The organism is Flavobacterium sp. (assembly GCF_031422135.1).
Lineage (GTDB): Bacteria > Bacteroidota > Bacteroidia > Flavobacteriales > Flavobacteriaceae > Flavobacterium.
The window spans coordinates 1-24,867 of sequence record NZ_JANOQD010000114.1 but is presented as its reverse complement, the minus strand read 5'-3'; the positions used below and the strand labels follow the sequence as shown (position 1 = coordinate 24,867).

Genomic DNA, 24,867 nt, shown 5'->3' with positions numbered 1-24,867 from the left:
TGTTTCAAAATTTCCAAAAAAGAATAATTTATTTTTTAGTATTGGTAAACCAAATCTTGCTCCGTATATTTTTTCTTGAAATTTAGCTGGTTCAATATCTATCAATCCGGCTTTTGTTCCAACAAATTCTTTTTTATTATTTCTAAATGAGTGGTAAACCGAAGCTTCAACTTCATTTGTTCCACTTCTTGTTACAGCATTTACTCCAGAACCTGTAAAACCTGTTTGACGCACATCAAAAGGAGCTATACTCACTTGTAATTGCTCGATGGCATCAAGTGAAATTGCTGTAGAACCAGTTCTACCTCCTGCTTGCGCTCCTGTACCTAGTCCAAAACCGTCATTAAAAACAGAACCATCAATAGCAAAATTATTTAAACGTGCATCTTGACCACCAAACGAACCGTTTGCTCCAGAATTTGCATTGTATTTTGTTATTGAGTTTGTTGAACGAGCACCAATAACTGGTACCGCATTAATTTCTCTAGTTGAAAACTGTTGAGAAGCGCCTGTTCTTCCTTTAGAAAAAGCATTGTTTGTTTTAGTCACAACAATAGCCACTTCTTGAAGTGCATTCAACTCGTCTTGTAAAACAATATTAACATTAACATTGCTACCCAAACCTGCATTAATTTCTGAAATTTCTGCTGGTTTGTAACCCATATAGGTTACTTTAACTACATAAGGCCCACCTGGTTTGATAGATGGGATTGCATATCCACCAGCATAGTCAGTGTTTGCGAAATATTTTGTCCCAGTTGGCTCGTGAACTACTTCCACTGTTGCCCCTGGTAATGTTTCTCCTTTGCTTGATTTTACAGTTCCTGAAATCGATGATTTAGTAACTTGTGAAAACCCCAAACTAGAGAGAAATAAAAGAAAAAGTACAATTGCTTTTTTCATAGGATTTGATTTATATATAATTTTCGGCAAAGTTCCATTAAATATATTTTTTGAATGTTAACAAAACGTTAATTATACTCAAGTTGCGGTTTTGTTAAATCTTAACATATAATGAACAAAAACGAGAATAAAAAAAATATTTGACAACAAAAAACTCATTAACCTTAAATTATTTGCATTTATTCAAAAAATGTTTCAATAAAAATGATGTTGAGTTGTCGTGCAAATCAATTTTTTTATTGTTAATTTCTCCTAAAATTGAGTTGGCGAGTTGTTTTCCTAATTCAACTCCCCATTGGTCATAACTAAACACATTCCAAATAACGCCTTGAACAAATATTTTGTGCTCATACATAGCAACAAGTGATCCCAAAGTTTCTGGAGTTAATGTTTGAATTAGAATAGTATTGGTGGGTTTGTTTCCTTCAAATACTTTAAATGGCAATAAGAAATCTGTCTGGTCTTTAGCTAATTGTTGCTTATCAAATTCTATTTGTACTTGACTTGCGGTTTTCCCATGTAGTAAGGCTTCGGTTTGTGCAAAAAAGTTTGACATTAATTTGTTATGATGGTCACTATTTCCATAAAGTGGTTTTATGAAACCAATAAAATCTGTCGGAATCAACTTTGTCCCTTGATGTATTAATTGGAAAAATGCGTGTTGTGAGTTGGTCCCTGGCTCTCCCCAAATGATAGTTCCTGTTTGATAGTTGACTTTGTTTCCGTCACGACCAACACTTTTTCCATTGCTTTCCATTATGCCTTGTTGCAAATAAGGTGCTAACTTTTGTAAATATTGCGAATAGGGAATTATGGCTTCGCTTTCGGCTCCAAAAAAGTTGTTGTACCAAATGCTAATTAATGCTAAAATGACTGGAATATTATGCTCCAATTTTTCGTTTTTGAAATGGGTATCCATTTTGTTTGCGCCTTTTAGTAAACTTTCAAAGTTATCATATCCAACTGCCAAACTGATTGTTAACCCAACAGCACTCCATAACGAAAACCGACCTCCAACCCAATCCCACATTGGAAAAATATTGTTTTTATCGATGCCAAACTCGGTTACTTTTTGAATATTTGTGGAAACTGCTACAAAATGTTTCGAGACATCTGATTGCGAAGCCGATTTTAAAAACCAACTTCGAATAGTTTCTGCATTGGATAATGTTTCTTGTGTGGTAAATGTTTTTGAAGCTACTACAAAAAGTGTAGTTTCGGGGTTTAATTTTTTGATGATTTCATTTACATGATCGCCATCAACATTAGAAACAAAATGAACATTCAGGTGGTTTTTGTAATACTGCAATGCTTCGACAACCATTGCCGGTCCAAGATCTGAACCGCCAATTCCAATGTTCACTACATCGGTAAATGATTTTCCTGTGAATCCTTTTCTAACGCCACCAACTACCTCATTGGTAAAAATTCTCATTTTGTTTTTTACTTCAAAAATATCTGGAATTATATTTCTGTTTTCAACTAAAACAGATTCGTTTTGGTTGGCTCTTAGGGCAGTGTGCAAGACTGCTCTGCCTTCGGTTTGATTGATGTTTTCTCCTGAAAAATAATCTAAAATTGCTTCCTTAAGTTGTAGTTTATGGGCTAATTCTAGAAGTAAGTCAATGGTTTTTTGGTTTATTTTATTTTTTGAAAAATCGACTAAAAAATCATTCCATTGTAGGTGAAATTTTTCTGCTCTTGTGGCATCGTTTTGAAACATTTCTTGCATAGAAACGTCTTTCATTTCTTCAAAATGCGTTTTAAGTTTTTGCCAAGCAAGTGTTGTGGTAGGATTTATTGTTTGTAATGCCATTGTATTTTTAATCGTTATATTTAAGAAAACAAATTTACTGATTTCATTGTGAGTTTTTTAGTTTTAAAATTGTGTTTATGTAAATTTTGGCTAACAAAATGTTTACAACTGAATTTGTCTCTCAATTTGTTGTTCCAACGAAATGAAAGTTTCTGTTCTAGAAACTCCGTCAATAGGTTGGATTTTTTGGTTTAGCAAATTCATTAAATGTTCGTTGTCGCGACAAATAATTTTAATTAAAATACTCCAATTTCCAGTGGTGTAATGACATTCTAACACTTCAGGAATTTTTTTTAGTTCTTTTACAGCTTCGGAATTGCTGGATGCTTTGTCTAAATAAACGCCTACAAACGCCATTGTGCGGTACCCTAAAACACGAGTATTCACTATCAATCTTGATCCTGAAATCACTTTGGCATCTTCCAGTTTTCGTAACCGTTGATGTATGGCAGCACCTGAAATTCCTATTTTATTTGCGATTTGAAGTATGGGTTTGCGAGCATCTTCCATTAGAAATCGTAGAATCTCTTTATCAATACCGTCAATTTCAATTTTTAACTGATTTGTTTTCATAAATACATATTTTAACTTCTATCGAAAATTTAATTACAAATTAACACTATAATGAAATAATTTTTCATTAAAATAAACTCGTTTGATGCAATTAGTTAAATAAATTTTTTGATTTGCATTATAATTCCTAGATGTACTCCTTCGTGAAAATTGTTAAATTCCAATGCTTCCAATGCATTATTAATAGTAAAACCAGTGCTTTTAGTTGTGTAAGAGTTATAGGCTGCAAAGAAGTTTGGATTCGAAAAATCCTTTGTTGTATTTTCTACAGTAGAAAACAACATTTTTTTTATTTCATCTACTTCTTCTTGTGAAGTATTCGCTGTTGGAAAACTTCCATTTTTGTAAATATCAATCATTATTTCAGGAATAGCAACCTCCTTTTCAGACAATTTGTAGATTAACATCTGTTGTGTAACAATAACATGTCCAATATTCCAAATTATATTATTGCTAAATCCCAAAGGAATTACATTTAATTGTTCTAACGTAAAAGATTCTAGTAACCTTAAAAACACGTTTCTATTGTTTTCTAATAATCGTAAGGAAGTTTTCATTGATTTAATTTTTGATAAAAATAGTCATTTTTATAATTGAAATAAAGTTACTTTGCATCTTGAAAATTCAAATTATGAACAAAATATATTATCTCGCTTCGTGCGATACGTGTCGAAAAATTATAAAATCGTTGCCAAAAGGCATTTCTCTAGAATTTCACGACATCAAGCAAGATCCTATTACTGCAGAAGAATTAGAAAAAATGCATTTGCTTTCTGGAAGTTACGAAGCGCTTTTTAGCAAAAAAGCACAATTGTATAAATCGATGGATTTGAAAAACAAATCGTTAACAGAAGACGATTATAAAAAATATATTTTGGAACATTATACGTTTTTGAGTCGTCCCGTTTTTATCATTAACGACAAAATTTATATTGGGAATACCCAACAAAATATGTTGCAAGTTATGAAAGCGTTCGAAAATGTCTAAAAGAAATCTTGCTCTTATTGGAGCCACAATTGTTTCTATAATTTATGGCGTGACTTTTACTATTGCTAAGGATGTAATGCCAAAATATATCGAACCTTTTGGTTTTATCTTACTTCGTGTTGGAGCCACAACATTACTGTTTTGGTTGGTTTCTCTATTTATCAAAACCGAAAAAATTGATAAAGCAGATTTTCCTCGAATTTTTGCAGCCGCATTTTTTGGTGTAACGTTCAATATGCTTACTTTTTTTAAAGGATTAAGCTACACATCTCCTATTATGGGTGCGGTTTTAATGGTAACTACTCCTATGATTGTATTGATTCTTTCTGCTATTTTAATTAAAGAAAGAATGGAAAATCGAAAAATTTTAGGCATCGTTCTGGGATTATCGGGTACTTTAGTTTTGATTTTGTATGGGAAATCGATGACCAATGCTCCAAATGCAACTTTGGGCAATTTTTTGGTTTTTATTAATGCCGTTTCCTACGGATTTTACCTAATTATTGTCAAGAAATTAATGGACAAATACAAGGCGATTTCGTTTGTAAAATGGATTTATTTATTTGGATTTCTAATGGTTTTACCTTTTGGTTGGAACGAATTTCAAGTCGTTCATTGGCAAGAAATTCCCACAGCTATTTTTTGGAAGATAGGATTTGTCGTTATATTTTCGACCTTCTTAACCTATTTACTCAATTTACTTTCAATGAAAGAGCTCAAACCAACCACTGTTGCAGTCTTTATTTATTTACAACCCTTATTTGCGACAATATTTGCAATTGGCTTAGGTAAAGATGAGTTGAGTTGGATAAAAATAGGCTCCGCAATTTTGATTTTCATAGGTGTTTATATGGTTACCAATAAGAAATCCTAAATCGTAATTCTTAAATCCCAATTTTAATATATATTTGTAGCTATTACAATTTTCATATATGATACAATCTATGACTGGTTTTGGTAAAGCTTCTTTACAATTACCAACCAAAAAAATAACGGTCGAAGTAAAATCTTTAAACAGTAAAGGCTTAGACTTGAATACCAGAATGCCATCGGTTTACCGAGAAATGGAATTGGGTTTACGCAATCAAATAGTACAGCAACTTGAACGAGGTAAAATTGATTTCTCTTTGTTTATAGAAGTCACTGGTGAAGAAACTTCATCAAAAATAAATGTTCCGATTGTTCGTGGTTACATCAATCAAATGAGAGCAGTAATTGCCAATGCTGATGAAACCGAATTAATGAAAATGGCAGTCAGAATGCCAGATGCACTCAAAACAGAACGTGATGAATTGGACGAAAACGAGTGGAAACAAATCCAAACCGTTATAAAAGAAGCGTTGGATAACATTTCAAATTTTCGTCAATCGGAAGGGCTTTCATTAGAAAAAGAATTTTCAATTCGAATTTCCAATATTCGAAAATATCTATCAGAGGCTATTGCTTTGGATCCAGAAAGAATTCAGAACATAAAAGACAAATTACAAACGGCTATTGCCGAATTGAAAGTCAATGTGGACGAGAATCGTTTCGAGCAGGAACTCATATATTATCTTGAAAAACTGGATGTAACTGAAGAAAGAGTCCGTTTGACCAATCATTTGGATTATTTTCTAGAAACCATTGCGGGTAATGAAGCTAATGGCAGAAAACTAGGTTTTATAACACAAGAAATGGGACGAGAAATTAATACTTTAGGCTCCAAATCCAATCATGCTGGAATGCAAAAACTAGTAGTGATGATGAAAGATGAATTGGAAAAAATTAAAGAGCAAGTGCTTAATGTATTGTAGATTTTAGATAACCTAAGAATAGATATTAGACAAAAATCTATATGACAAATAAAGGAAAGTTACTCGTATTCTCTGCGCCATCAGGATCAGGAAAAACAACTATAGTTAGACATTTACTCGGAATTAAGGAATTGAATTTAGAGTTTTCAGTATCCACGACAACACGTGAGCCACGAGGCGAAGAAATTCATGGAACAGATTATTATTTTATTTCGTTACCTGATTTCAAAAAGCATATTAAAGCAGAAGAATTTCTAGAATGGGAAGAAGTGTATCGTGATAATTTTTATGGAACACTAAAAAACGAAGTAGAACGCATTTGGGCTTTGGGCAAGAACGTTATTTTTGATATTGATGTGGCAGGCGGATTGCGAATAAAATCAAAATTTCCTGAAGAAACTCTAGCAGTTTTTGTAAAACCACCAAGTATTGACGAGCTCAAAATTCGTCTCAAAAAACGCTCCACGGAAACTGATGACAAAATCAATATGCGTATTGCAAAAGCTTCGGTTGAACTAGCCACTGCCCCACAATTTGATAAAATAATTAAAAATTACGATTTGGCTGTAGCCAAAGAAGAAGCATATCAATTGGTCAAAGAATTTTTAAACAAAGGCAATATCAACTAGGTAAAAGGCAATAGTAATAAAAAACTTATGGCTAATGGCTCTTGCCTAATGACTTAAAAAAAAATGAAAATAGGTCTTTACTTCGGAACATTCAATCCCATTCACATTGGGCATTTGATTATCGCCAATCATATGGCGGAGCATTCTGATTTAGATCAAATTTGGATGGTCGTTACACCACACAATCCTCACAAATTAAAAAGTACTTTACTGGACGACCATCATCGATTGGAAATGGTCCATTTAGCGACACAGGATTATGCTAAAATAAAACCTTCTGATGTAGAATTTAAGCTGCCACAACCCAATTATACGGTCAATACTTTGGCACATTTACAAGAAAAATATCCGCAATACGAATTTTCATTAATTATGGGGGAAGATAATTTGAATTCGCTTCACAAATGGAAAAACTATGAAGTTATTTTGCAAAATCATTCTGTTTATGTGTATCCAAGATTTAATTCAGGGGAAATCGAAGAGCAATTCATAAATCATTCGAAAATTCATCGGGTTGGTGCTCCTGTTATCGAATTGTCATCGACTTTTATTCGGGAAAGCATCAAAATAGGAAAGAATATTCAGCCACTTTTGCCAAATAGTGTTTGGGAATATGTAGATATAAATAATTTTTATAAAAAGTAAATGCGCATAGAATTTTTAATTTTTCTATTATTTTCTTTTTATTGGCTGAATAAGTATAAACATAAAATTAGTTTGCATTTAATTGTCAATATAATTATGTATGGGTTTTATGCTTTTTTATGGTGGATGATGTATCAGCCTTACAGCAATCCTCATCATGGTGATAAGGGTTTAGGTTTTGCTTTTTTTACTATTTTTACTATTCCTTTTTATTTGTTAATCAATATTTTCAATGTTGTTAGAAATAGAAAAAGAATTGATTTAAAAGAAAAAAAAGTATTCAACATAAACTTAGTTGGACTAATTCTAGGATTAACACATTTGGGTGTTTTTTTATTTCTGATTTTATAATTCCAATTTATCTTTAAAAATACCAGGATATTTATTAGTAATATTGTCATATACGACGAAGGAGAAATTTCACTTAGCCATTCAGATTATGAGATATCTCCTTCATCGAAATTACAAATGGTGTGTTTCTTTATTCCAGTAAATTCAAACAGTAAAGAGTATAATTTGCGTTTTGATAGACGTTTCAATTTGTAGACTTTAAGTCTGGAAAACTAAATCTATGGACTTCAAGTTCACAGATTTGGTTTAGTTGAAAAGAGAAAGGTGTTGTAAAATTAATTTAATTTTACAACACCTTTCTCTTATTTAAGTTTAAATAAAACTCTAATTGAATTCTGCTCTGTTGTCTTCAATATCAGCATTCTTCTTCAAAGAGCTGTATATTCTTCCAGCAACAGAACCTTTAGCTTGTGCATTTAGTTTTGTTGCATTATCAGTATAACTTGTCACAACTGGTGCTGCAACAGATGATTTTACTTTTATTTTAAACATTCCCGAATTCCCTTCAATAATAGTTGAAACAGCTCCAGTTTTAAGTGAAAATGCAGTTCCTACAACTTTTGGTTCTGCACCTATTGTTTCAATGTTAGAGTTTGCTGCAACTACATCTTTAGCCTCTTTTACAGGAGATCCTGTCGTTTTAGAAACGGCTTCAAGAGTAGCACCAGTCATTTTAGCTTTAATCAATTCCGCTTTTTTCTGATTTCTCAAAATGGTTCCTACGGTATTCTTAGCATCTTCGATGGTTAACAAACCAGCCTCATTAATTTTTTTCAAACGAGTCACAACGTGTCCAGTTGAAATATTAAAACGTTTTACAACGCCTTCTTTTGCAGTAAATGCCCAACGAACAATTTCTCTTTGATTTCCAATTCCATTGATGTTTTCGTCAAGAGCTAACAATTTTGCCTTTGGAGCAACGGTCAACTTCATTTCCTTTGCAGCAACTTCAAATGCTTTTTCATTTGCTGTAATTTCAAATTGGGAAGCCTTTGTAAAATTAGCATCACTTGTTACTTCTGATGGAGAAATTTTTTGAGCAATAGTAGCCAAACGAACCCCATCTTGCTTGTCTGTTACAGTGATAATATGATAACCAAACTCGGTTTCAACCAATCCAATTTTTCCAACAGGATTGTTGAAAGCAAAATCTTCAAATTTTGGTGTCATTTGACCTTTTGAAAAATAACCTAAATCACCTCCTTGTTGTTTTGATGAATCATCTGAACTTGTAAAAGCAGCCATCATAAACGAAGAAGGATTTGCAGTTACTTGGGCTAATATTTCGTTAGCTTTTACTTTTGCTTCTTCTTTGGTTCTTGTAGCTTGAGCTCTTGCAGCTCCTTTGTAAGAAATCAAAATATGACTTGCTTTTGCATTTACTCCAGATTTTCTACCTAATGAACGAGTCAAACAGTAGTAATCTCCTTGCATATAAGGTCCAAAAACAGTTCCTTGAGCTAGATTGTATAGTGCTTCTGCATTTTCTGTAGGCAAATCTTTTTTGGATACATAAGTAGAATCGTATTTAATGTCTGAATTTGCATTTACAAAGTCGATTACATTTGAAGTGGATCTAAACCCAGCTTCTTCGTAGTTTTTACCAGTTGCAGCATCGTATTTTGTAGTAGGATTCAACAAAGCATTTACCTTGTCTTTAATCACTTTTTCATCCGCTAGAGACGCTTTGTCTTCAATCAAAACAAATTCGATTTCACGGGACTCATCTGCTTTGTATTTGCTTTTATTTTTTTCCATAAAAGCAATCAATTCGCTATCAGTAGGCTCTACTTTCTTATCTTCGATAGTAGAGTAAGGAACAGAAACTACATCAAAAGTAACTTTATTGTTTTCTAACTCATAGTTAAATTTTGCTTCTGCTTGTGTTGTATAAAAACCAGATTTAATCATAGTTGTATACATTTGTTCTGTTGTGGCTTGCGCTAGTTGTTTTTCATAATCCAACCATTGTTGCCATCTTTCTGGAGAAGAATTTTTGATTGAACCTATAAATTCGTTGAATTTTGCCTTGTCAAATTTTCCAGCAGTGTTTAAAAACTGTGGGTTTTGAGCAAATTGTGGGTCTTCTTTGATGATATTGATTAATTGATCGTCGCTAATGCGTAAACCTAATTTTTCATATTGATTTTCAAGCAATACTCTTTTTATTTCTTGATCCCAAACTCCATTTGTAGCTTGCATCATTGAAATTCCTTGTTGGCTTTTTTGAGCTACATCTACTTTTGCTCTAAAGTCTTCAAATGGAATATCAACACCATTTATAGTCCCTGCATTTCTAGAGGTTTGTCCAAAACCGCCATTTTCGATTAATGCACCTATTATAAATGCAAATAAAGCTATTCCTACTATTGCGATTACTAGAAAAGAGCGTTGTCTAATTTTTGATAAAACTGCCATTTTTAATTAAATATTTTTTATTCAGTGGGCGAAAATACAATTATCTATCAAATAATAAAAGGACAAACCTTTTATTTTGAAAGAAAGTTTACTTTTTTATTTATTATTGTTCTGATTCTCAAATTTTTTAGCAAATTTTCTGCGGAAAAAAAACATCGCAATAGCCATTGCACCTAGAAAAAAACTAAGATAAGCTGCATTGGTTTCCGTTTTGAGTTTTGTGATGCCATCGTATGCAAAAAAAATACCTACTACCAAGTAAACGTATTGTGTGTATTTTAATAAATTCATAATTTTTGTCTTTTTTAAATTCCGTAAACTCCTGTAATTCCTTGTGTGTCTAATGTTTTGAAATCTTTACTAAAATCAATTCCTATTCCATTGATTACATTGCCTTTGTCTGTAAATTTATATGTTTTTTGGGTAAAAAACCATTCGTTACTTTGGTCGTAATACAATTGTTCTGTTTCTAATATTTTTCCGTCGTGTGTTGTTATTTTTACTTTTCCAGATAAGTCTATAATATTAGAATTGGTGTAGGATATGGCATAATTTGATGTTACAAAACTTTTGTTTTGCTGGTCATCATAAATAGTTAAATCGACCCCTTTTGGAAATTCTGTAAACGGAAATTCTAAGTTTGAATAATCAAGCATTTGTGGTGAAATCAAAATGGCTTTAATTTTGCCTGAATCGGTATATTTTAAATTAAAATCTTGTGCTTCTCCAATGGGATTGAATTCCGTGATGTTGATTTTTCTAACTTCATTAATATTACTTTCACACGAAATCATACCTGCCGATATTAAAACTAGCCGTATTATTTTACATAGTGATTGTGCTATTAAGTTTTGTTTTTTCACTTTATAATTAGTCAAATTTACGTTTCACAAACCATTTGTCACTAAAAGATAGTCCAATGGAAACATTTAGATAGTTTTCTTCGATTAAATTTAAAGCCGTTGTGCCTCTTTTTCCAAATTCAAATCCTAGATTTATATTTGAAAAACTTATTCCTGATGGCAAACCGAATCCTAGAGTTAATGCTCTGTCATTTATGGCTTTAGTGTTAACTACTAGTCCAGTATTTTCATATCTTAATCCTGCGCGATAGGTTATTCTTCTTAGGTAATTAGAATACGCATTGTTTTTAGGATTGTAGTATCCGCCCAAAGCAAATTTCGCACCATCTTCATAAGTAGCATTGTTTAAGGTGCTGAAAAGATTTTCAAAACCACTTGATTGTTTGAAAGTTGATTCAAATCCTACAAACCATTTTCTAACTTCTCCAATTCCTGCTCCAAATGCAACTTTTGACGGTATTTTTATATCTGAATCTGGAACGGTTACTACAAAAGGCGAACTTAATATAGAGCCAATTTGTATAATTCTACTATTTCTTGATTTTAAACTTGTAGCTGGTGTAAATGTAAAGCTCGTAATAAAATCATATTTTTTTATTTTAGTCTGAAACAACATAGAAGTATTGAGTGTAATTCCAGATAATTCAGATGTATTTGTTTCTTGAGTGTTATTTTGTACAAATCGATTGACTATATTATTAGTTTCGATTGTTCCAAAATTATAACCAAAATCTGCTCCTATGCTGAATTTAGAGTTTAATTTATATCCAGCTCCAACAAATGCTTTGCTCACTCCTCCAGTTCCAGTGTAAGTACCTATTTGACTAACATCGATTTTTTGAATATTATACCCTACAGATGAAATGGGTTTTAATCCAAAGCTCACGCCAAACTTTCCTAATGGTAATGCTACAGCTAGATAATCCAAACCAGTTCTTCTGGCTTTTTCAGATTCTGAAGCATTTTTAAAAGTTACCGTATTGTATGTTGCACCAATGGCAAAGGAAGTCAATTTCAAATCAGCAAGCGATGCTGAATTTTGAAGATTTATATGGATACTGTCTGGCAATATGCCTATACCACCCATTGATTTGTTTTCGTTTGTTCCGTTAAATTTTTCTTCTCCAATTCCGTATATGGAATAAGGTGAGGCGGTACTTTCTTGAGCTAGACCAGCAATTGAAAGGAATAATATACTACTTAATAAAAATTTTTTAATCATTTTTGATTTGATATTGATAAAGATGGTTCAAACTTTCGAGTAGAAAATTTGAATTGGCAAATATGGTATTTTTTAATCGGTTAGCCAAAAAATTAGCATCTCCTCCCGTTAAAATTATGATAAAATTTTCATTTTGGCTTTTAAAAGCATTGATAAACGCATCAATTTCAAAAGTTAATCCATTGATAATGCCTGAATGCATTGATTGATTTGTGGAATTTCCAATCAAATTTTCGGGTTCTTCGATAGTCAATAATGGTAATTTTGCGGTATAATTGTGCATCGCTTCATATCGCAGCCGAATCCCAGGAGAGATGGCGCCACCTTGATAAACGTCATTTTTATCAATAAAATCATAGGTTACACAAGATCCCGCATCTATTATGAATCGGTTTTGTTTTGGAAATTGTAAAACTGCTCCTGCTGACAAAACCATACGGTCAATTCCTAAGGTTTTTGGAGTGGCATAATTATTTTGAAAAGGAAAAGAGTTTTCTCTAACGATAAAATGTACTTTAACTCGGTTTGAAAAGGATTCAAAAGCCGATTTTTCCAGTTTTGCAACCGATGCAACTACCAAAACTGTTATTTTTTGAAATTGATTTAAAATATTTTCTATAGAATTTAAAACATTTTCATTTGAAAAAAAAGCTGCATCAATAAGTGTATTGTTCTCAAATACAGCACTTTTTATTCTTGTATTCCCTACATCGATGGTTAGAATCATTGATTTAATTTTGATTTGACAAAGGTACGAATAGATTTTTTTAAAAAAATGTTTTGGATAAACGAAAAATCATTCTATATTTGCACCCGCATCAAGCAAAGGTACCTTAGCTCAGATGGTAGAGCAATGGACTGAAAATCCATGTGTCCCTGGTTCGATCCCTGGAGGTACCACGAAAAAATCCCGAAAAGTAATTTTCGGGATTTTTTTATTCTAGTCTAAAGTGATTTTCAGCTTTTTTTAAACATACACTAATTACACTTTAAGTTTGCCTGCAATTACTGGTGGGACTGCTTTTTTGTGAAGCATAATAGCAGTGGCTTTGTATTTTGCAAATTCCTTAGTCATATACAAATATCCTTTATGGTCGTTTGCAGTTCCCCAAGAGTTTTTTACGATATAGTATTCTTTTCCGTTTTGATCTTTTGAAACCCCTACAATATGCATTCCGTGATCGTCAGTGGTGGTGTAATTATCAAATGCTTTTTGACGCATTTCTTCGGTAATAACGAGTTCGTTTTTAGGGCCATTGAACATATCGTTTTTTTCTTCAGCAGTCATATCGTCTGCTTTTTTTTCTGGAACAAAGGCAACTCCATTTTTCCAAGAGAAGCTTTTTTCGCTCACATCGCCAGCCCAAGCCACTGAATAGCCATTTTTTAAGGCGTAATCAATAGTTTCGGTTAATTCATTCATTTTTACATTATAAACTTGGTCAAATGACCAGTTATCTGGCACCATTAATACAAATTTTGAATAATATGGATATTCTTGAAGCGAAGAAATTTCGATATAATCGTCGGCATTGATTCCTACTACTTCTTTTGCAAAAGTTTCCGGTGTATATTTTTTACCATTAAAATCAAACGTTTTTGGAACGATTCCCAAATACGAATCAATCATTGCAGCATACGCTTTTTCCCAGTTTGGAGTCAATTCTCCGTTAGGATTAGTCACAACCGCTTTTAGCAAACCTTCAATAAGAGCTGCCATTTCAGAAAACTTATTTTTGTCGGTACCATAATTTAGACCTGTATAAACAGATTGAGGGACAGCACCATATTTTTTGTACATATTCATTACATCATGAAATGCGCCACCATCGCCAAGAGCAACAGCTCCATGCATGCGAACATAATTCCTTCCTTTTTCAACATAGGCATTTCGAGCCGAGAAAATTTGTGATAATTCCACAGGTTTTTTTCCCATTCGAATCATTTCAGATTCAAGAAAAGAATTTGCAGAATAGCTCCAACATGTTCCTGAAGAACCTTGCGCTTTTACGGAAGTGTTTTCGATATTGATGACATCAGTAAATTTAAAAGATTCTTTGCTTTTTTCAGAAGCATTTATTTTTAACGAATTTACCAAATTGTCTTGTGCAAAACTTGAAGCGCTAACAAGTAGAGAACTTGCAAGCACTATGGTTTTTAGAGTGTTCATAACTATTGTTTTTTATTAAATAATGAGTGTAAAAATAAGATTTGTTCTCTTATATTACTGTTTTTAACTTCAATTTAGGTTTTTGTTAAGACTTAGAATTCAATGTACTCGAATTACAAAATAATTTTTCTTACCACTTTGTAATAATACAAACTGATTGTTTATTAGGTCTTTAGCTGAAAGTGAGTATTCTTCTGTTACTTTTTCTTTGTTTACTGAAATTGAGTTGGCAGAAAGTGCACGTCTTGCTTCACCGTTGGATTTAAAAAAACCTGTTTTCTCGTTCAAAACACTAACAATATTGATTCCAGTTTCGATATCCGTTTTTAAAATTTCGGCTTGTGGCACACCTTCAAATACTTCTAAAAAAGTAGTTTCGTCAAGAGTTTTTAAATCGTCAGAAGTGGAGTTTCCAAACAATATATTTGATGCTTTGATGGCTTTTTCTAACTCAGACTGACCGTGAACGAGAATGGTAATTTCCTCGGCTAATTTTCGTTGTAAGATTCTCAAATGTGGCATTTCTTTGTGTTCAGAAACTAGAGTATCAATGGTATTTTTGTCTAAAAAAGTAAAAATTTTAATGTATTTTTCCGCATCATCATCGGAAGTATTTAACCAAAATTGATAAAATTTATACACGGATGTTTTATCAGCAGTCAACCATACATTTCCACCTTCGGATTTCCCAAATTTAGAACCATCGGATTTAGTAATCAAAGGACACGTCATTGCAAATGCTTTGGCGTCGGTATTTGGATTCATGCGTCGAACTAGTTCGGTTCCTGTAGTAATATTGCCCCATTGGTCTGAACCGCCCATTTGTAATAAGCAATTGTGGGTTTTGTGTAAGTAATAAAAGTCGTAGCCTTGAATTAACTGATAGGTAAACTCCGTAAAACTCATTCCTTCGCCTTCAGCACCCAAACGTTTTTTGACTGAATCCTTGGCCATCATATAGTTTACAGTGATTCGTTTGCCCACATCACGTGCAAAATTGATAAACGAAAAATCTTTCATCCAGTCGTAATTGTTTACTAAAACAGGCGCATTGGCATCTGTAGCATTAAAATCTAAAAATCGAGACAAAACGGTTTTTATTCCAGCTACATTTTTATTCAAAGTAATTTCGTCAAGCAAATTTCGTTCATCCGATTTTCCAGATGGATCACCAATCATTCCTGTTGCACCACCAATTAAAGCAATGGGTTTGTGACCAAAATTTTTAAGATGAACCAGCAAAACGATGGGAACTAAACTTCCAATGTGTAAGGAATCTGAGGTGGGATCAAATCCTATATAAGTGGCGGTGCTTTCCTTAAGCAATTGTTCTTCGGTTCCGGGCATCATATCGTGAACCAGTCCACGCCATTGTAATTCTTCAACTAAATTTTTCATTCTAAAATCAATTTTGGCAAATATAAAGTTTTATTTGATTTGGAATAATTTGTTTAATCGGTTAATCGAAAAAAAAGCGTAATTCGTAATTTGTAATTCGTAATTTTGTTTTATGGTATTAGTTACAGGAGCAACAGGATTGGTGGGTTCACATTTGGTTTTGCATCTAGTAATGCAAGGACAAAGTGTAAAAGCTTTATATCGGAGCGAGGAAAGTAAAAATCGAGTAAAACAAGTTTTTGAACAGTATCTAAAACAAGAGTTATTGGATACTGTTTTTTGGGTTCAAGCCGATATTTTGGATATTCCATCGTTAGAAATTGCATTCCAAAATATTGAATATGTTTATCATTGCGCGGCTTTGGTCTCTTTTGATCCAAAAGATGAAGAAAAATTACGAAAAATAAATATTGAAGGAACGGCAAATATAGCAAACTGCTGTTTGGACTTTAAAATAAAAAAACTCTGTTATGTGAGTTCCATTGCTGCTTTAGGCGACTTACTACCACACGAAACCATAATAACCGAAGAAACCGAATGGAATCCTGAAAAATCACACAGCGATTATGCGATTTCTAAATATGGCGCCGAAATGGAAGTTTGGCGTGCACAACAAGAAGGATTGCAAGTTGTAATTGTCAATCCAGGTGTGATTTTAGGGCCGCTTTTTTGGGAAGATGGAAGTGGAGAAATATATCAAAAAGTAAAAAAAGGACTTTCGTTTTACACCAAAGGGAGTACAGGTTTTGTAGCCGTTTTAGATGTTGTAAAAGCGATGGATATGTTAATGAATACTAAGGTTTCGGGAGAAAAATTTATTTTGGTTTCTGAAAATAAAACGTATCAAGAATTAATATTTGCAATTTCAGAGGTTCTTGCTGTAAAACGACCTAAGTATTATGCCAACAACTATTTGACTGGTCTGGCTTGGAAAATAGATTGGTTTTTGAGTTTCTTTTTTGGTAAAAAACGGGTTATTTCGAGTGATATGGCAAAATCTCTTCATTCGAAAGATAATTATTCTAATAAAAAAATAAAGAAACAGTTGAATTTTCAATTTAATAGGATTGATGATTGCATTAAACAATTAAACTAAAAAGATGAACTTCAATTTACAACCCACACTTCAAAACGAAATTGTAAAAATACGACCACTCCAACTAGCTGATTTTGAAAGTTTGTATGCAGTAGCATCAGATCCTGAAATATGGGAACAACATCCCAATAAGGAACGTTATAAGAAAGATGTTTTTGAAATTTTTTTTAAAGGAGCAATCGAATCTAAAGGTGCTTTTATCATTTATGATGCAACATCAAATAAAATTATTGGAAGCACCCGTTTTTATGATTTTAATGCAGAAAATAGCGAAGTTTTAATAGGGTATACTTTTTTAGCCAAAGCATATTGGGGAAGTGTTTTTAATCAAGCTACAAAAAAACTTCTTATGGAGTATGCTTTTCAATATGTTGATGCCATATTGTTTCATATTGGAGCAAACAATATTAGATCTCAAAAAGCCATTGCTAAATTAGGAGCGATAAAAATTGATGAAATTCTAGTTGCCTATTATGGCGAACCTGAAAAATTAAATTTTATATATCAGATTAAAAAAGAAAGTTGGGTAAATCTTTAATTTAGCCCTTAGAGATTATTGTAGATTTTTTCTTATTTAATTTATTGGCTTTCGTTAACGAATCTTTTATTCTTTTTGATTTTAACTTCGCTTCCCTTTTTATAAGAGTATCAACTACCGTTTTTTGATTTTCTAATTTTTTTACAATTCTATCAAATATCAATTTATAATCTTCTGTATTCATAGCAAGATATTTGCTATTTTGGGCAAATTGCAAACTGTCAATTTTATATTTTTGGTAAATATATGTTTTGGGGTTTATGGCATTTTTTTTCAATTTTTCAGGATTCGAACTTTTCAATGCCTGAAGTAACGCTAAATCATATAAAATATTTTCCATAACCGCTTTGTCAATAGGTTTGTCCGGTTTAGGAATATCGGTTTTACTTGAACAAGAAATTAGCAACGTTAGTGATGCTAATAAAATAATAATAGGCTTCATAATAATTTATCTATTGAATTCTAATCGTTTTCCAACTAGAATGTCTTTACTTTTAGAGTTATGATATACTAATTCTCCGTTTACAAAGGTGTGTGTAATTCTTGAAGTAAATGTATAATCTTCAAAAGGAGACCATCCACATTTATACAAAATATTATCTTTATTCACCCGCCAAGGCATTCCTGTATTAATAATTACTAAATCAGCATAATACCCTACTTTAATAAAACCACGACGGTCAATTTTGAATATTTTAGCAGGATTATGTGCCATTTTTTCGACAATTTTTTCGACAGAAATTTTCCCTTCGTGATGGGCTTGAAACATAGCTACAACTGCATGTTGTACTAATGGTCCACCGGATGGGGCATTGAGATACGTATTTTTCTTTTCTTCGAGAGTATGGGGTGCATGATCTGTTGCGATAACATCTATTCTGTTGTCTAGAAGGGCTTTCCATAGAGCAGCTTTGTCAGCTTTGGTTTTAATAGCGGGATTCCATTTGATAAACGTGCCTTTTTTTGCATAATCATCATTAGTAAACCATAAATGATGAATACAAACTTCAGCAGTAATTTGTTTTTCTTCCAATGGAATGTTGTTGGAAAAAAGTTCTGTTTCTTTTGCAGTAGAAACGTGAAAAACATGCAGTCTTGCACCCGTTTTTTTGGCTAAAGCTACCGCTTTAGATGACGAAATAAAACAAGCTTCTTCACTGCGAATTAAATGATGAACGTCCATTGGGATTGTCTCGCCATATTCTTCTTTGTATTTTTCTAGATTATTTTTTATAGTTGTTTCGTCTTCACAATGCACTGCAATGAGCATTTTGGTGGAGGAAAATATTTTTTCTAATACTTCCTCATTGTCTACTAGCATATTTCCTGTGGACGAGCCAAGAAAAATTTTGATTCCAGCGACATTTTTTGGATTAGTTTTAAGAACTTCCTCTAAATTATTATTCGTTGCGCCCATCATAAATGAATAATTCGCATACGAAGTTTGAGCTGCAATATCGTATTTTTGCTCTAACAGTTCTTGTGTTACAGCGTTTGGAACAGTATTGGGTTGTTCTATGAATGATGTGATTCCTCCAGCAATGGCTGCTTTGGATTCAGATGCAATATCGCCTTTGTGTGTGAGTCCAGGCTCTCTAAAGTGAACCTGATCGTCTATGGCACCTGGAATTAGATAGTTGCCTTCAGCGTTTATAATTTTACAGTCAGATGATTTGGGACTAATATTCGCTCCAATTTCCACTATGAATTCGTTTTCAATAAGAACATCGCCTTCAAAAATATGTCCTTCATTTACAATCTTGGCATTCTTTATTAAAAGGGTTTTCATTTTTTAGGTTTTAGGCATTTGGGTTTTCGGTAAAACTCAAAATAGATAAACTAGTTTATAATCGATTTAAAATTTTTCTTATTCGTAGCATAATAACACCAAAAACAGCTTCTTTGATTATGGCATTACTCATTTTGGATTCGCCTTTTGTTCTGTCCGTGAATATAATAGGAACTTCAATGATTTTGAAATTTTTTATAAAGGTGCGATACTTCATTTCTATTTGAAACGCATAACCTGTAAACTTTATTTCATCAAGTTCTATGGTTTCTAGAACTTCTCTTCGATAACAAATAAAACCTGCTGTGGCATCTTGAATGCTCATCCCAGTAATAAATCGCACATATACGGATGCAAAATAGGACATAAGCACCCGATTAAGAGGCCAGTTTACCACATTTACTCCAGTAACATATCGCGAACCTATTGCCATTCCTGCCTTGTCAATATTGCAGGTGTTGTATAATTTTTCTAAATCAGCTGGATTATGAGAATAATCGGCATCCATTTCAAATATAAATTCATAATTGTGACTCAGTGCCCATTTGAATCCGTGAACGTAAGCAGTACCTAGACCTGATTTTTCTTTTCTAGTTTCTAAAAAAAGAGTGTCTAGAAATTCTTTTTGAAGTTCGACTACTTTTTCAGAAGTGCCATCAGGGGAATTGTCATCAACAATAAGGATGTGAAATTTTTTAGGTAGCGAAAATACAGCTCGAATGATTATTTCGATATTTTCGATTTCGTTGTAAGTAGGTATAATGACAATTCCGTCTTGCATAATGAATGATTCTGTTGCAAAAATAAACTTTTTACCATTGTAGTTTCTTAAATTAATTATAATTAAATAATTGCTTCAAAAAATTTGTAATTTTGCGTTATGAATAAATATGATTTGGTTCCAAGAATTGTAGAAAATAAAGATTGGGTGACCTTTGTTTTTATTATTTCATTGGGGATAATTGCAATTACAAAAGCAGCTTTCGAAAAACGATTTTCGGATTTTGTAAACCTTTTAGTCAACGATAAGTATTTAAAAATATACAAAGACAGTAGTAATTTAATGACTTGGTTTACCATTTTATTGTTTATTGTGCAATTGATTTCATTATCATTTTTTATTCAATTGTTGTTGAGTTTTCTAGGATATACTACAAAAACGAATGGGATTGCGTTTATTCAGATTTTTACAGCAATGAGCTTTTTTATCTTATCTAAATTTCTTGTAGAAAAAATTATAGCGACATCGTTTAATATAGAAAATTTAATTGAACAATTTAATTTGTACAAGGTTAGCTACAGAACCTATATTGGATTATTCTTACTTCCTATTAATATTACTCTATATTATACAGTTTTTTTAAATTATTACGTAATTATATCGCTTGTGGTCATATTATTAGCGATTAATACAATAACATATTTAATTTCATTGAAGAATTATCAAAAATTAATAATGAGTAAGATGTTTTATTTTATTTTGTATATTTGCACACTTGAAATTGCGCCCTATTGCTTTATTTATTATTTAATAAAAAATTAGTGCATTTGAAAATGTTTAATATGAAAGTGAAAACAATTTTAGTATCGCAACCAGAGCCAAAGGTTGAAAACTCTCCTTATTTTGAATTGCAAAATAAGCACAAGATAAAGGTTGATTTCAGATCATTTATTCACGTTGAAGGCGTTTTAGCAAAAGATGTTCGTTCGCAAAAAGTGGATTTGAATAATTACTCGGCTATTATTTTAACTAGTAAAAATTCAGTAGATCACTTTTTTAGAGTAGCTGAAGAAATGCGGTATAAAGTGCCAGAGGATTTGAAATATTTTTGTCAGTCAGAAGCTGTTGCTTTTTACCTTCAAAAATATGTGGTATACCGAAAACGTAAAATCTATGTAGGTCAGAAAGATTTTGTTGATATGACAACGCTTTTCAAAAAATACAAAGATGAAAAGTTTTTATTGCCATCATCAGATCAGTTAAATGCAGATATTCCTCAAACATTGAACTCTTTAAAAGTAGATTGGACAGCAGGAACTTTTTACAAAACCGTAATGAGTGATTTGTCTGATTTGAAAGATGTGTATTATGATGTTTTAGCCTTTTTTAGCCCTACAGGAATAAAATCATTGTTTAAGAACTTTCCAGATTTTGAACAAAACAATACAAGAATAGCTGTTTTTGGAAGTACCACTCAAAAAGAAGCTTTAGAACACGGATTAAGAATCGATATTTTAGCACCCACGCCCGAAACACCTTCAATGACAATGGCACTTGAAAAATATGTGTCAGAAGCGAATAAAGGAAAATAAAAACACAACATCTGCTTCGGCGGATGTTTTTTTTATATTTACTTTGTAACTACAAATAAATAGAATGGATACTACAAGCAACAACGGATTTATACATACCCAAATTAGTAATAAAATTGCAACTATTACTTTTAGTCATCCTGCAAGCAACTCTTTTCCAAGTCATTTATTAAATGATTTGACAGAAACGTTGCATTCAATTAGCGAAAACGATGAAGTTTCCGTAGTGATTTTAAAAAGTGAAGGCAGTGGCGCTTTTTGTGCAGGTGCTTCGTTTGACGAGTTGCTTGGTATAGATAACTTTGAAGATGGAAAAACTTTTTTTAGTGGTTTTGCCAATGTAATTAATGGGATGCGAACGTGTAAGAAAATTATTGTAGGTCGTGTGCAAGGCAAAGCTGTTGGTGGAGGAGTGGGTCTAGCATCGGCTTGCGATTATGTTTTTGCTACTGATGTTGCTTCAATAAAATTATCTGAATTAGCTATAGGGATTGGGCCATTTGTAATTGAGCCTGTAGTTTCTAGAAAAATAGGAAAAACCGCTACAACGCAACTCACATTAGCTGCTCACGACTGGAAAACGGCACATTGGGCTTTTGAAAAAGGTTTATATTCTGAAATTTTTGCTTCAATAGATGATATGGATTTGGCTATTAATGTTTTTACAACAAAATTAGCTTCTTATAACCCTGAAGCATTGCAAGAAATGAAACGAGTTTTTTGGGAAAATACAGCACATTGGGATACTTTATTATACGACCGTGCTGCAATTTCAGGGCAACTTGTTTTGTCGGATTTTACTAGAATGGCATTAAGCGAGTTTAAGAAGTAATATTTATTTTTTTAACAAAGCAATTAACTCGTCTTTTTCTTTTAACCGAAGTTCATATTGCTCTATTAGCTTTTCTGGAATAGAAATGTATTGACCAAAGTTGCCTCCTTTTTGGTCGTTATTGTTAAAAACAATGGTTTCTTCTCCAAATAAATTAGAGATTGTGGTTTCTAGTAGTTTAGATAGTTTGACAATTTCTTCAGGCACAAATTGAATTTCGCCTTTTTCTCTACGGCTATATTGCGATTGATCTAAACCTAATTCGTGTGCTAGAAAACCTTGAGATATTTTTCTTTCTTCTCTTAAGGTTTTAACTTTTTCGTGAATTTTCATTTTCCTTTTTTTTGTAAAAATAGTTAATTATGTGCAATTCACATAACAAATGATAGAAACACATTTTAAAATAATACGAATGGTGGTTTATTTGCGCAGTTTTATATTTCAAAATAATTCTAAATAACACAACAAATGAAACATAATTCTAATGCTATTTATGTTTTTTTAAATTAAAGTAAAATAATTCATAACCATCCCAACCTTTTCTCTATTTTCATCCTCTATATATAAAACAACCCAAAGTAAAACCAAATCAATGATAAAAACGAAACAAAAAATTAATCTTGATTTATGACAATTTCAATTTATAGTAAAATAATTTTACACCTATTTTTCTTATAAAATATTAATATTGGCTTAATTTTAAAAAAAATTTACGACTTACCGTATCCTAAAATGGATTAAAACGATTTAATTTTGCGCCTGAAAAAAATTAACCAAAATAATCCTTAAATAACTTGAGAAAAAAATATACTACTGATTTTAATAAATGCAAAAATAATTTACACCCATCCCAACCTTTTCATCATTATTCATCTCTATATATAAAAACAATCTAAATTAAAACCGAATGAAACAAAAACTGATGCGATTACTTTTAACCTTTATTACAGGATTTTTTCTGTATGGTTGCCAAGACGATTTTGAGCACACCCAAGACCCTACAACTCAAAAACAAAACATTGCCTTAAAAGAATATTCTTTAGATCAAGCAAATAAAATTCCTCAGTTTAGAATTGCAAATCGAAAAGCATTAAATGAATTGAGAAAATCAAGAAAAAGCAATAAAACAAGTTCAAGGGAAACAGGAGATTATATCGCTATTGATGCGGCAACGGTTAAGGAAATATCTTTTGATGATTTTACATCCTACACTATGCTTGTTAAGAAGGAAACTGATAGCCAAGATTATTTTGAAAACTTGGTAGTTCACGTTAAGCAGGATACTATAACAGAAGCATTTCTTATGAAATACACCCCAACACAACCTCCAGTTTATGATGAGGCTACTAAATCCTACACGCTAGTAGGAAATATAGAGATGTCTGCATTAGTAACTACTTTTTTTGGAGAAGGTGGAGTGGATTATGATGAAGGAGGTCCAGGTGGTTCAGGCTGGACCACGTGTGCTTGGGTGCTTATGTGTAATGGGACAAATGGAGGAGGAATAGGACCTGAGCATCGTGCTACACCATACTGTCAACATAAGTATTTAAAACAAATGTGTTCTTTAAACATACAAATTAGTAGCGGTTGTGGCACATCACCAGACAATGGAGATACACCAACAGGAAACGGACCAGGCGGAAGCGGCACAGGGAATGGTTCTAACAACATTACAACCTCTAATCCTATCACAACTCCAGTGATTCCAAGAGAACCAACTCCTTGTGAGAAAGTAGCTGATTTATTAGACCCAACAAAAGCAAATATAAAACAGGAGATTGTAGATTTGCAAGAAACAATACCTCCAACAGGCGGAGGAGAAGACGGCACGGTTTTTGGAAGAAATACTGATGGAAGTTATCGTATGCCAGTTAAACAATCATCATCAATAGCTCATGCTACTATTAAAGTAGATTTACAACCCACTACCTATAGTTATGCGCACACGCATCCCAATACGCATTATGCTATGTTTTCTACAGGAGATCTTGTTTCGCTACTAGGTGTTGCTGACAATGCAACTGTTGAAAACAAAAAGCAAGTGAGCATTATACTCGTAGCTAAAGATGATGCACTTATGAATGTAACCTATGCAATAACCATTGACAATATAGAAGCTTTTAGAACAAAATTAAATGAAATGATTAGAGCTGTACCTTTACCAATACCTTATAGGAATGACGCAAGAATTGAATGGTTAGATAATGCATTAGGAGGTAAATTTGAATCGGATGATAATAATCTTGAAAGAGTTTTTTTGAAATATTTTGCAGGATTTAATATATCTTTACTCAAAGCTAATTCTGAACTCACAGAATGGACTAAATTGAGTATGGCAGAACTCGATAGTCAATCCAGTCCTTCAATAGTAATTCCAACCCCTTGTAATCAAAACTAAAATATATGAAAAATTTATTAAAATTTATAATCGCAATAATCTCTGTAGTAAGTATGGCCCAAAACCCAATAATTAACATTAAAAATCAATCTATAGGAGACAGAATAATTGGAGCATACTACAAAGATA

Annotated in this window: 27 protein-coding genes and 1 tRNA gene; 13 read left to right on the top strand and 15 right to left on the bottom strand. The window is 32.4% G+C overall.

The window, feature by feature from the left end:
• The 4 genes from RMO70_RS14770 to RMO70_RS14755 form a co-directional block, all read right to left on the bottom strand.
• A partial coding sequence (locus RMO70_RS14770) for a carboxypeptidase-like regulatory domain-containing protein (protein ID WP_310557209.1) occupies positions 1 to 903 on the bottom strand: 903 nt, incomplete at its 3' end.
• A 169-nt stretch (positions 904 to 1,072) separates the two neighbouring features.
• Entirely contained in the window at positions 1,073 to 2,719 is a 1,647-nt protein-coding gene (gene pgi / locus RMO70_RS14765) for a glucose-6-phosphate isomerase (protein WP_310557208.1), read from the bottom strand.
• Between the two features lie 102 nt (positions 2,720 to 2,821).
• Positions 2,822 to 3,292, bottom strand: a complete 471-nt coding sequence (locus RMO70_RS14760; protein WP_310557207.1) for an Lrp/AsnC ligand binding domain-containing protein — start codon at positions 3,290 to 3,292, stop codon at positions 2,822 to 2,824.
• Positions 3,293 to 3,387: 95 nt separating this feature from the next.
• Positions 3,388 to 3,849 (bottom strand): DinB family protein, encoded by a 462-nt coding sequence (locus RMO70_RS14755; protein ID WP_310557206.1) that lies wholly within the window; start codon positions 3,847 to 3,849, stop codon positions 3,388 to 3,390.
• Between the two features lie 74 nt (positions 3,850 to 3,923).
• Between RMO70_RS14755 and RMO70_RS14750 the strand changes: the two genes are divergently transcribed.
• The 6 genes from RMO70_RS14750 to RMO70_RS14725 all read left to right on the top strand — a co-directional run bounded on the left by RMO70_RS14750 (position 3,924) and on the right by RMO70_RS14725 (position 7,698).
• On the top strand, positions 3,924 to 4,280 hold the full coding sequence (locus tag RMO70_RS14750; protein ID WP_310557205.1) for an ArsC/Spx/MgsR family protein: 357 nt from the start codon (positions 3,924 to 3,926) through the stop codon (positions 4,278 to 4,280).
• Positions 4,273 to 5,154, top strand: coding sequence for a DMT family transporter (locus tag RMO70_RS14745; protein ID WP_310557204.1), 882 nt, complete (start codon positions 4,273 to 4,275; stop codon positions 5,152 to 5,154). The genes RMO70_RS14750 and RMO70_RS14745 overlap by 8 nt, the downstream gene beginning before the upstream one ends.
• A 58-nt stretch (positions 5,155 to 5,212) precedes the next feature.
• On the top strand, positions 5,213 to 6,073 hold the full coding sequence (locus RMO70_RS14740; protein ID WP_310557203.1) for a YicC/YloC family endoribonuclease: 861 nt from the start codon (positions 5,213 to 5,215) through the stop codon (positions 6,071 to 6,073).
• A 41-nt stretch (positions 6,074 to 6,114) separates the two neighbouring features.
• Entirely contained in the window at positions 6,115 to 6,702 is a 588-nt protein-coding gene (gene gmk / locus RMO70_RS14735) for a guanylate kinase (RefSeq protein ID WP_310557202.1), read from the top strand.
• 63 nt (positions 6,703 to 6,765) lie between these two features.
• Complete coding sequence (nadD, locus tag RMO70_RS14730; RefSeq protein ID WP_310557201.1) at positions 6,766 to 7,347, top strand: nicotinate (nicotinamide) nucleotide adenylyltransferase; 582 nt, start codon at positions 6,766 to 6,768, stop codon at positions 7,345 to 7,347.
• The gene (locus tag RMO70_RS14725; protein WP_310557200.1) at positions 7,348 to 7,698 is read left to right on the top strand and encodes a hypothetical protein; all 351 of its coding nucleotides are present in this window, start codon (positions 7,348 to 7,350) and stop codon (positions 7,696 to 7,698) included. It abuts the gene before it with no gap.
• A gap of 324 nt (positions 7,699 to 8,022) precedes the next feature.
• On the opposite strand, the gene RMO70_RS14720 is transcribed toward RMO70_RS14725, so the two are convergent.
• The 5 genes from RMO70_RS14720 to RMO70_RS14700 form a co-directional block, all read right to left on the bottom strand.
• On the bottom strand, positions 8,023 to 10,116 hold the full coding sequence (locus tag RMO70_RS14720; protein ID WP_310557199.1) for a peptidylprolyl isomerase: 2,094 nt from the start codon (positions 10,114 to 10,116) through the stop codon (positions 8,023 to 8,025).
• A 96-nt stretch (positions 10,117 to 10,212) separates the two neighbouring features.
• Positions 10,213 to 10,407 (bottom strand): hypothetical protein, encoded by a 195-nt coding sequence (locus tag RMO70_RS14715; protein WP_310557198.1) that lies wholly within the window; start codon positions 10,405 to 10,407, stop codon positions 10,213 to 10,215.
• Between the two features lie 14 nt (positions 10,408 to 10,421).
• Positions 10,422 to 10,961 (bottom strand): LPS export ABC transporter periplasmic protein LptC, encoded by a 540-nt coding sequence (gene lptC, locus RMO70_RS14710; protein WP_409025093.1) that lies wholly within the window; start codon positions 10,959 to 10,961, stop codon positions 10,422 to 10,424.
• Between the two features lie 25 nt (positions 10,962 to 10,986).
• Positions 10,987 to 12,201 (bottom strand): hypothetical protein, encoded by a 1,215-nt coding sequence (locus RMO70_RS14705; RefSeq protein ID WP_310557196.1) that lies wholly within the window; start codon positions 12,199 to 12,201, stop codon positions 10,987 to 10,989.
• Positions 12,194 to 12,928 carry a type III pantothenate kinase gene (locus RMO70_RS14700; RefSeq protein ID WP_310557195.1) on the bottom strand — a complete coding sequence of 245 codons (735 nt, stop codon included), beginning with the start codon at positions 12,926 to 12,928 and terminating at the stop codon, positions 12,194 to 12,196. The genes RMO70_RS14705 and RMO70_RS14700 overlap by 8 nt, the downstream gene beginning before the upstream one ends.
• Positions 12,929 to 13,028: 100 nt before the next feature.
• Between RMO70_RS14700 and RMO70_RS14695 the strand changes: the two genes are divergently transcribed.
• A tRNA-Phe gene (locus RMO70_RS14695) sits at positions 13,029 to 13,101 on the top strand.
• An 82-nt stretch (positions 13,102 to 13,183) separates the two neighbouring features.
• Here the strand turns inward: RMO70_RS14695 and RMO70_RS14690 are convergent.
• Together RMO70_RS14690 and tyrS are read right to left on the bottom strand one after the other, a co-directional pair.
• A complete protein-coding gene (locus RMO70_RS14690; RefSeq protein WP_310557194.1) occupies positions 13,184 to 14,371 on the bottom strand; it encodes a C1 family peptidase in 1,188 nt (395 codons plus the stop codon).
• A 99-nt stretch (positions 14,372 to 14,470) separates the two neighbouring features.
• Positions 14,471 to 15,769: a tyrosine--tRNA ligase gene (tyrS, locus tag RMO70_RS14685; RefSeq protein ID WP_310557193.1), complete on the bottom strand. Its 1,299-nt coding sequence runs from the start codon at positions 15,767 to 15,769 to the stop codon at positions 14,471 to 14,473.
• A 112-nt stretch (positions 15,770 to 15,881) separates the two neighbouring features.
• Between tyrS and RMO70_RS14680 the strand changes: the two genes are divergently transcribed.
• Together RMO70_RS14680 and RMO70_RS14675 are read left to right on the top strand one after the other, a co-directional pair.
• Positions 15,882 to 16,865: an NAD-dependent epimerase/dehydratase family protein gene (locus RMO70_RS14680; protein ID WP_310557192.1), complete on the top strand. Its 984-nt coding sequence runs from the start codon at positions 15,882 to 15,884 to the stop codon at positions 16,863 to 16,865.
• Positions 16,866 to 16,869: 4 nt separating this feature from the next.
• Positions 16,870 to 17,403, top strand: a complete 534-nt coding sequence (locus tag RMO70_RS14675; RefSeq protein WP_310557191.1) for a GNAT family N-acetyltransferase — start codon at positions 16,870 to 16,872, stop codon at positions 17,401 to 17,403.
• Position 17,404: 1 nt separating this feature from the next.
• On the opposite strand, the gene RMO70_RS14670 is transcribed toward RMO70_RS14675, so the two are convergent.
• From RMO70_RS14670 to RMO70_RS14660, 3 genes are read right to left on the bottom strand one after another with little or no spacing between them, the layout of a single operon-like run.
• Positions 17,405 to 17,845 carry a DUF4296 domain-containing protein gene (locus tag RMO70_RS14670; protein ID WP_310557190.1) on the bottom strand — a complete coding sequence of 147 codons (441 nt, stop codon included), beginning with the start codon at positions 17,843 to 17,845 and terminating at the stop codon, positions 17,405 to 17,407.
• 6 nt (positions 17,846 to 17,851) lie between these two features.
• Positions 17,852 to 19,192 carry a dihydroorotase gene (locus tag RMO70_RS14665; RefSeq protein ID WP_310557189.1) on the bottom strand — a complete coding sequence of 447 codons (1,341 nt, stop codon included), beginning with the start codon at positions 19,190 to 19,192 and terminating at the stop codon, positions 17,852 to 17,854.
• Positions 19,193 to 19,247: 55 nt separating this feature from the next.
• Positions 19,248 to 19,973 (bottom strand): polyprenol monophosphomannose synthase, encoded by a 726-nt coding sequence (locus RMO70_RS14660; RefSeq protein WP_310557188.1) that lies wholly within the window; start codon positions 19,971 to 19,973, stop codon positions 19,248 to 19,250.
• A gap of 99 nt (positions 19,974 to 20,072) precedes the next feature.
• Between RMO70_RS14660 and RMO70_RS14655 the strand changes: the two genes are divergently transcribed.
• The 3 genes from RMO70_RS14655 (at position 20,073) to RMO70_RS14645 (ending at position 22,337) form a co-directional block, all read left to right on the top strand.
• A complete protein-coding gene (locus RMO70_RS14655; protein ID WP_310557187.1) occupies positions 20,073 to 20,735 on the top strand; it encodes a DUF4271 domain-containing protein in 663 nt (220 codons plus the stop codon).
• 20 nt (positions 20,736 to 20,755) lie between these two features.
• Positions 20,756 to 21,505, top strand: a complete 750-nt coding sequence (locus RMO70_RS14650) for a uroporphyrinogen-III synthase (protein WP_310557186.1) — start codon at positions 20,756 to 20,758, stop codon at positions 21,503 to 21,505.
• A gap of 64 nt (positions 21,506 to 21,569) precedes the next feature.
• A complete protein-coding gene (locus tag RMO70_RS14645) occupies positions 21,570 to 22,337 on the top strand; it encodes an enoyl-CoA hydratase/isomerase family protein (protein ID WP_310557185.1) in 768 nt (255 codons plus the stop codon).
• A 3-nt stretch (positions 22,338 to 22,340) separates the two neighbouring features.
• Here RMO70_RS14645 and RMO70_RS14640 read toward each other — a convergent pair whose 3' ends face one another.
• A complete protein-coding gene (locus tag RMO70_RS14640) occupies positions 22,341 to 22,670 on the bottom strand; it encodes a helix-turn-helix transcriptional regulator (protein WP_310557184.1) in 330 nt (109 codons plus the stop codon).
• Between the two features lie 574 nt (positions 22,671 to 23,244).
• Here RMO70_RS14640 and RMO70_RS14635 point away from each other — a divergent pair.
• Positions 23,245 to 24,738: a hypothetical protein gene (locus RMO70_RS14635; RefSeq protein WP_310557183.1), complete on the top strand. Its 1,494-nt coding sequence runs from the start codon at positions 23,245 to 23,247 to the stop codon at positions 24,736 to 24,738.
• Positions 24,739 to 24,867: the final 129 nt, after the last annotated feature.

What these genes read in the sequence shown, in the direction of transcription:
- RMO70_RS14750 (WP_310557205.1), top strand. Translation starts at nt 3,924, where the DNA reads ATGAACAAAATATATTATCTCGCTTCGTGCGATACGTGTCGAAAAATT.
- RMO70_RS14670 (WP_310557190.1), bottom strand. Translation starts at nt 17,845, where the DNA reads ATGAAGCCTATTATTATTTTATTAGCATCACTAACGTTGCTAATTTCT.
- nadD (WP_310557201.1), top strand. Translation starts at nt 6,766, where the DNA reads ATGAAAATAGGTCTTTACTTCGGAACATTCAATCCCATTCACATTGGG.
- pgi (WP_310557208.1), bottom strand. Translation starts at nt 2,719, where the DNA reads ATGGCATTACAAACAATAAATCCTACCACAACACTTGCTTGGCAAAAA.
- RMO70_RS14690 (WP_310557194.1), bottom strand. Translation starts at nt 14,371, where the DNA reads ATGAACACTCTAAAAACCATAGTGCTTGCAAGTTCTCTACTTGTTAGC.
- RMO70_RS14645 (WP_310557185.1), top strand. Translation starts at nt 21,570, where the DNA reads ATGGATACTACAAGCAACAACGGATTTATACATACCCAAATTAGTAAT.
- tyrS (WP_310557193.1), bottom strand. Translation starts at nt 15,769, where the DNA reads ATGAAAAATTTAGTTGAAGAATTACAATGGCGTGGACTGGTTCACGAT.
- RMO70_RS14700 (WP_310557195.1), bottom strand. Translation starts at nt 12,928, where the DNA reads ATGATTCTAACCATCGATGTAGGGAATACAAGAATAAAAAGTGCTGTA.
- RMO70_RS14720 (WP_310557199.1), bottom strand. Translation starts at nt 10,116, where the DNA reads ATGGCAGTTTTATCAAAAATTAGACAACGCTCTTTTCTAGTAATCGCA.
- RMO70_RS14635 (WP_310557183.1), top strand. Translation starts at nt 23,245, where the DNA reads ATGAAACAAAAACTGATGCGATTACTTTTAACCTTTATTACAGGATTT.
- RMO70_RS14680 (WP_310557192.1), top strand. Translation starts at nt 15,882, where the DNA reads ATGGTATTAGTTACAGGAGCAACAGGATTGGTGGGTTCACATTTGGTT.
- RMO70_RS14760 (WP_310557207.1), bottom strand. Translation starts at nt 3,292, where the DNA reads ATGAAAACAAATCAGTTAAAAATTGAAATTGACGGTATTGATAAAGAG.
- RMO70_RS14665 (WP_310557189.1), bottom strand. Translation starts at nt 19,192, where the DNA reads ATGAAAACCCTTTTAATAAAGAATGCCAAGATTGTAAATGAAGGACAT.
- RMO70_RS14755 (WP_310557206.1), bottom strand. Translation starts at nt 3,849, where the DNA reads ATGAAAACTTCCTTACGATTATTAGAAAACAATAGAAACGTGTTTTTA.
- RMO70_RS14675 (WP_310557191.1), top strand. Translation starts at nt 16,870, where the DNA reads ATGAACTTCAATTTACAACCCACACTTCAAAACGAAATTGTAAAAATA.
- RMO70_RS14655 (WP_310557187.1), top strand. Translation starts at nt 20,073, where the DNA reads ATGAATAAATATGATTTGGTTCCAAGAATTGTAGAAAATAAAGATTGG.
- RMO70_RS14745 (WP_310557204.1), top strand. Translation starts at nt 4,273, where the DNA reads ATGTCTAAAAGAAATCTTGCTCTTATTGGAGCCACAATTGTTTCTATA.
- RMO70_RS14725 (WP_310557200.1), top strand. Translation starts at nt 7,348, where the DNA reads ATGCGCATAGAATTTTTAATTTTTCTATTATTTTCTTTTTATTGGCTG.
- gmk (WP_310557202.1), top strand. Translation starts at nt 6,115, where the DNA reads ATGACAAATAAAGGAAAGTTACTCGTATTCTCTGCGCCATCAGGATCA.
- RMO70_RS14740 (WP_310557203.1), top strand. Translation starts at nt 5,213, where the DNA reads ATGATACAATCTATGACTGGTTTTGGTAAAGCTTCTTTACAATTACCA.
- RMO70_RS14715 (WP_310557198.1), bottom strand. Translation starts at nt 10,407, where the DNA reads ATGAATTTATTAAAATACACACAATACGTTTACTTGGTAGTAGGTATT.
- RMO70_RS14705 (WP_310557196.1), bottom strand. Translation starts at nt 12,201, where the DNA reads ATGATTAAAAAATTTTTATTAAGTAGTATATTATTCCTTTCAATTGCT.
- RMO70_RS14640 (WP_310557184.1), bottom strand. Translation starts at nt 22,670, where the DNA reads ATGAAAATTCACGAAAAAGTTAAAACCTTAAGAGAAGAAAGAAAAATA.
- RMO70_RS14660 (WP_310557188.1), bottom strand. Translation starts at nt 19,973, where the DNA reads ATGCAAGACGGAATTGTCATTATACCTACTTACAACGAAATCGAAAAT.
- RMO70_RS14650 (WP_310557186.1), top strand. Translation starts at nt 20,756, where the DNA reads ATGAAAGTGAAAACAATTTTAGTATCGCAACCAGAGCCAAAGGTTGAA.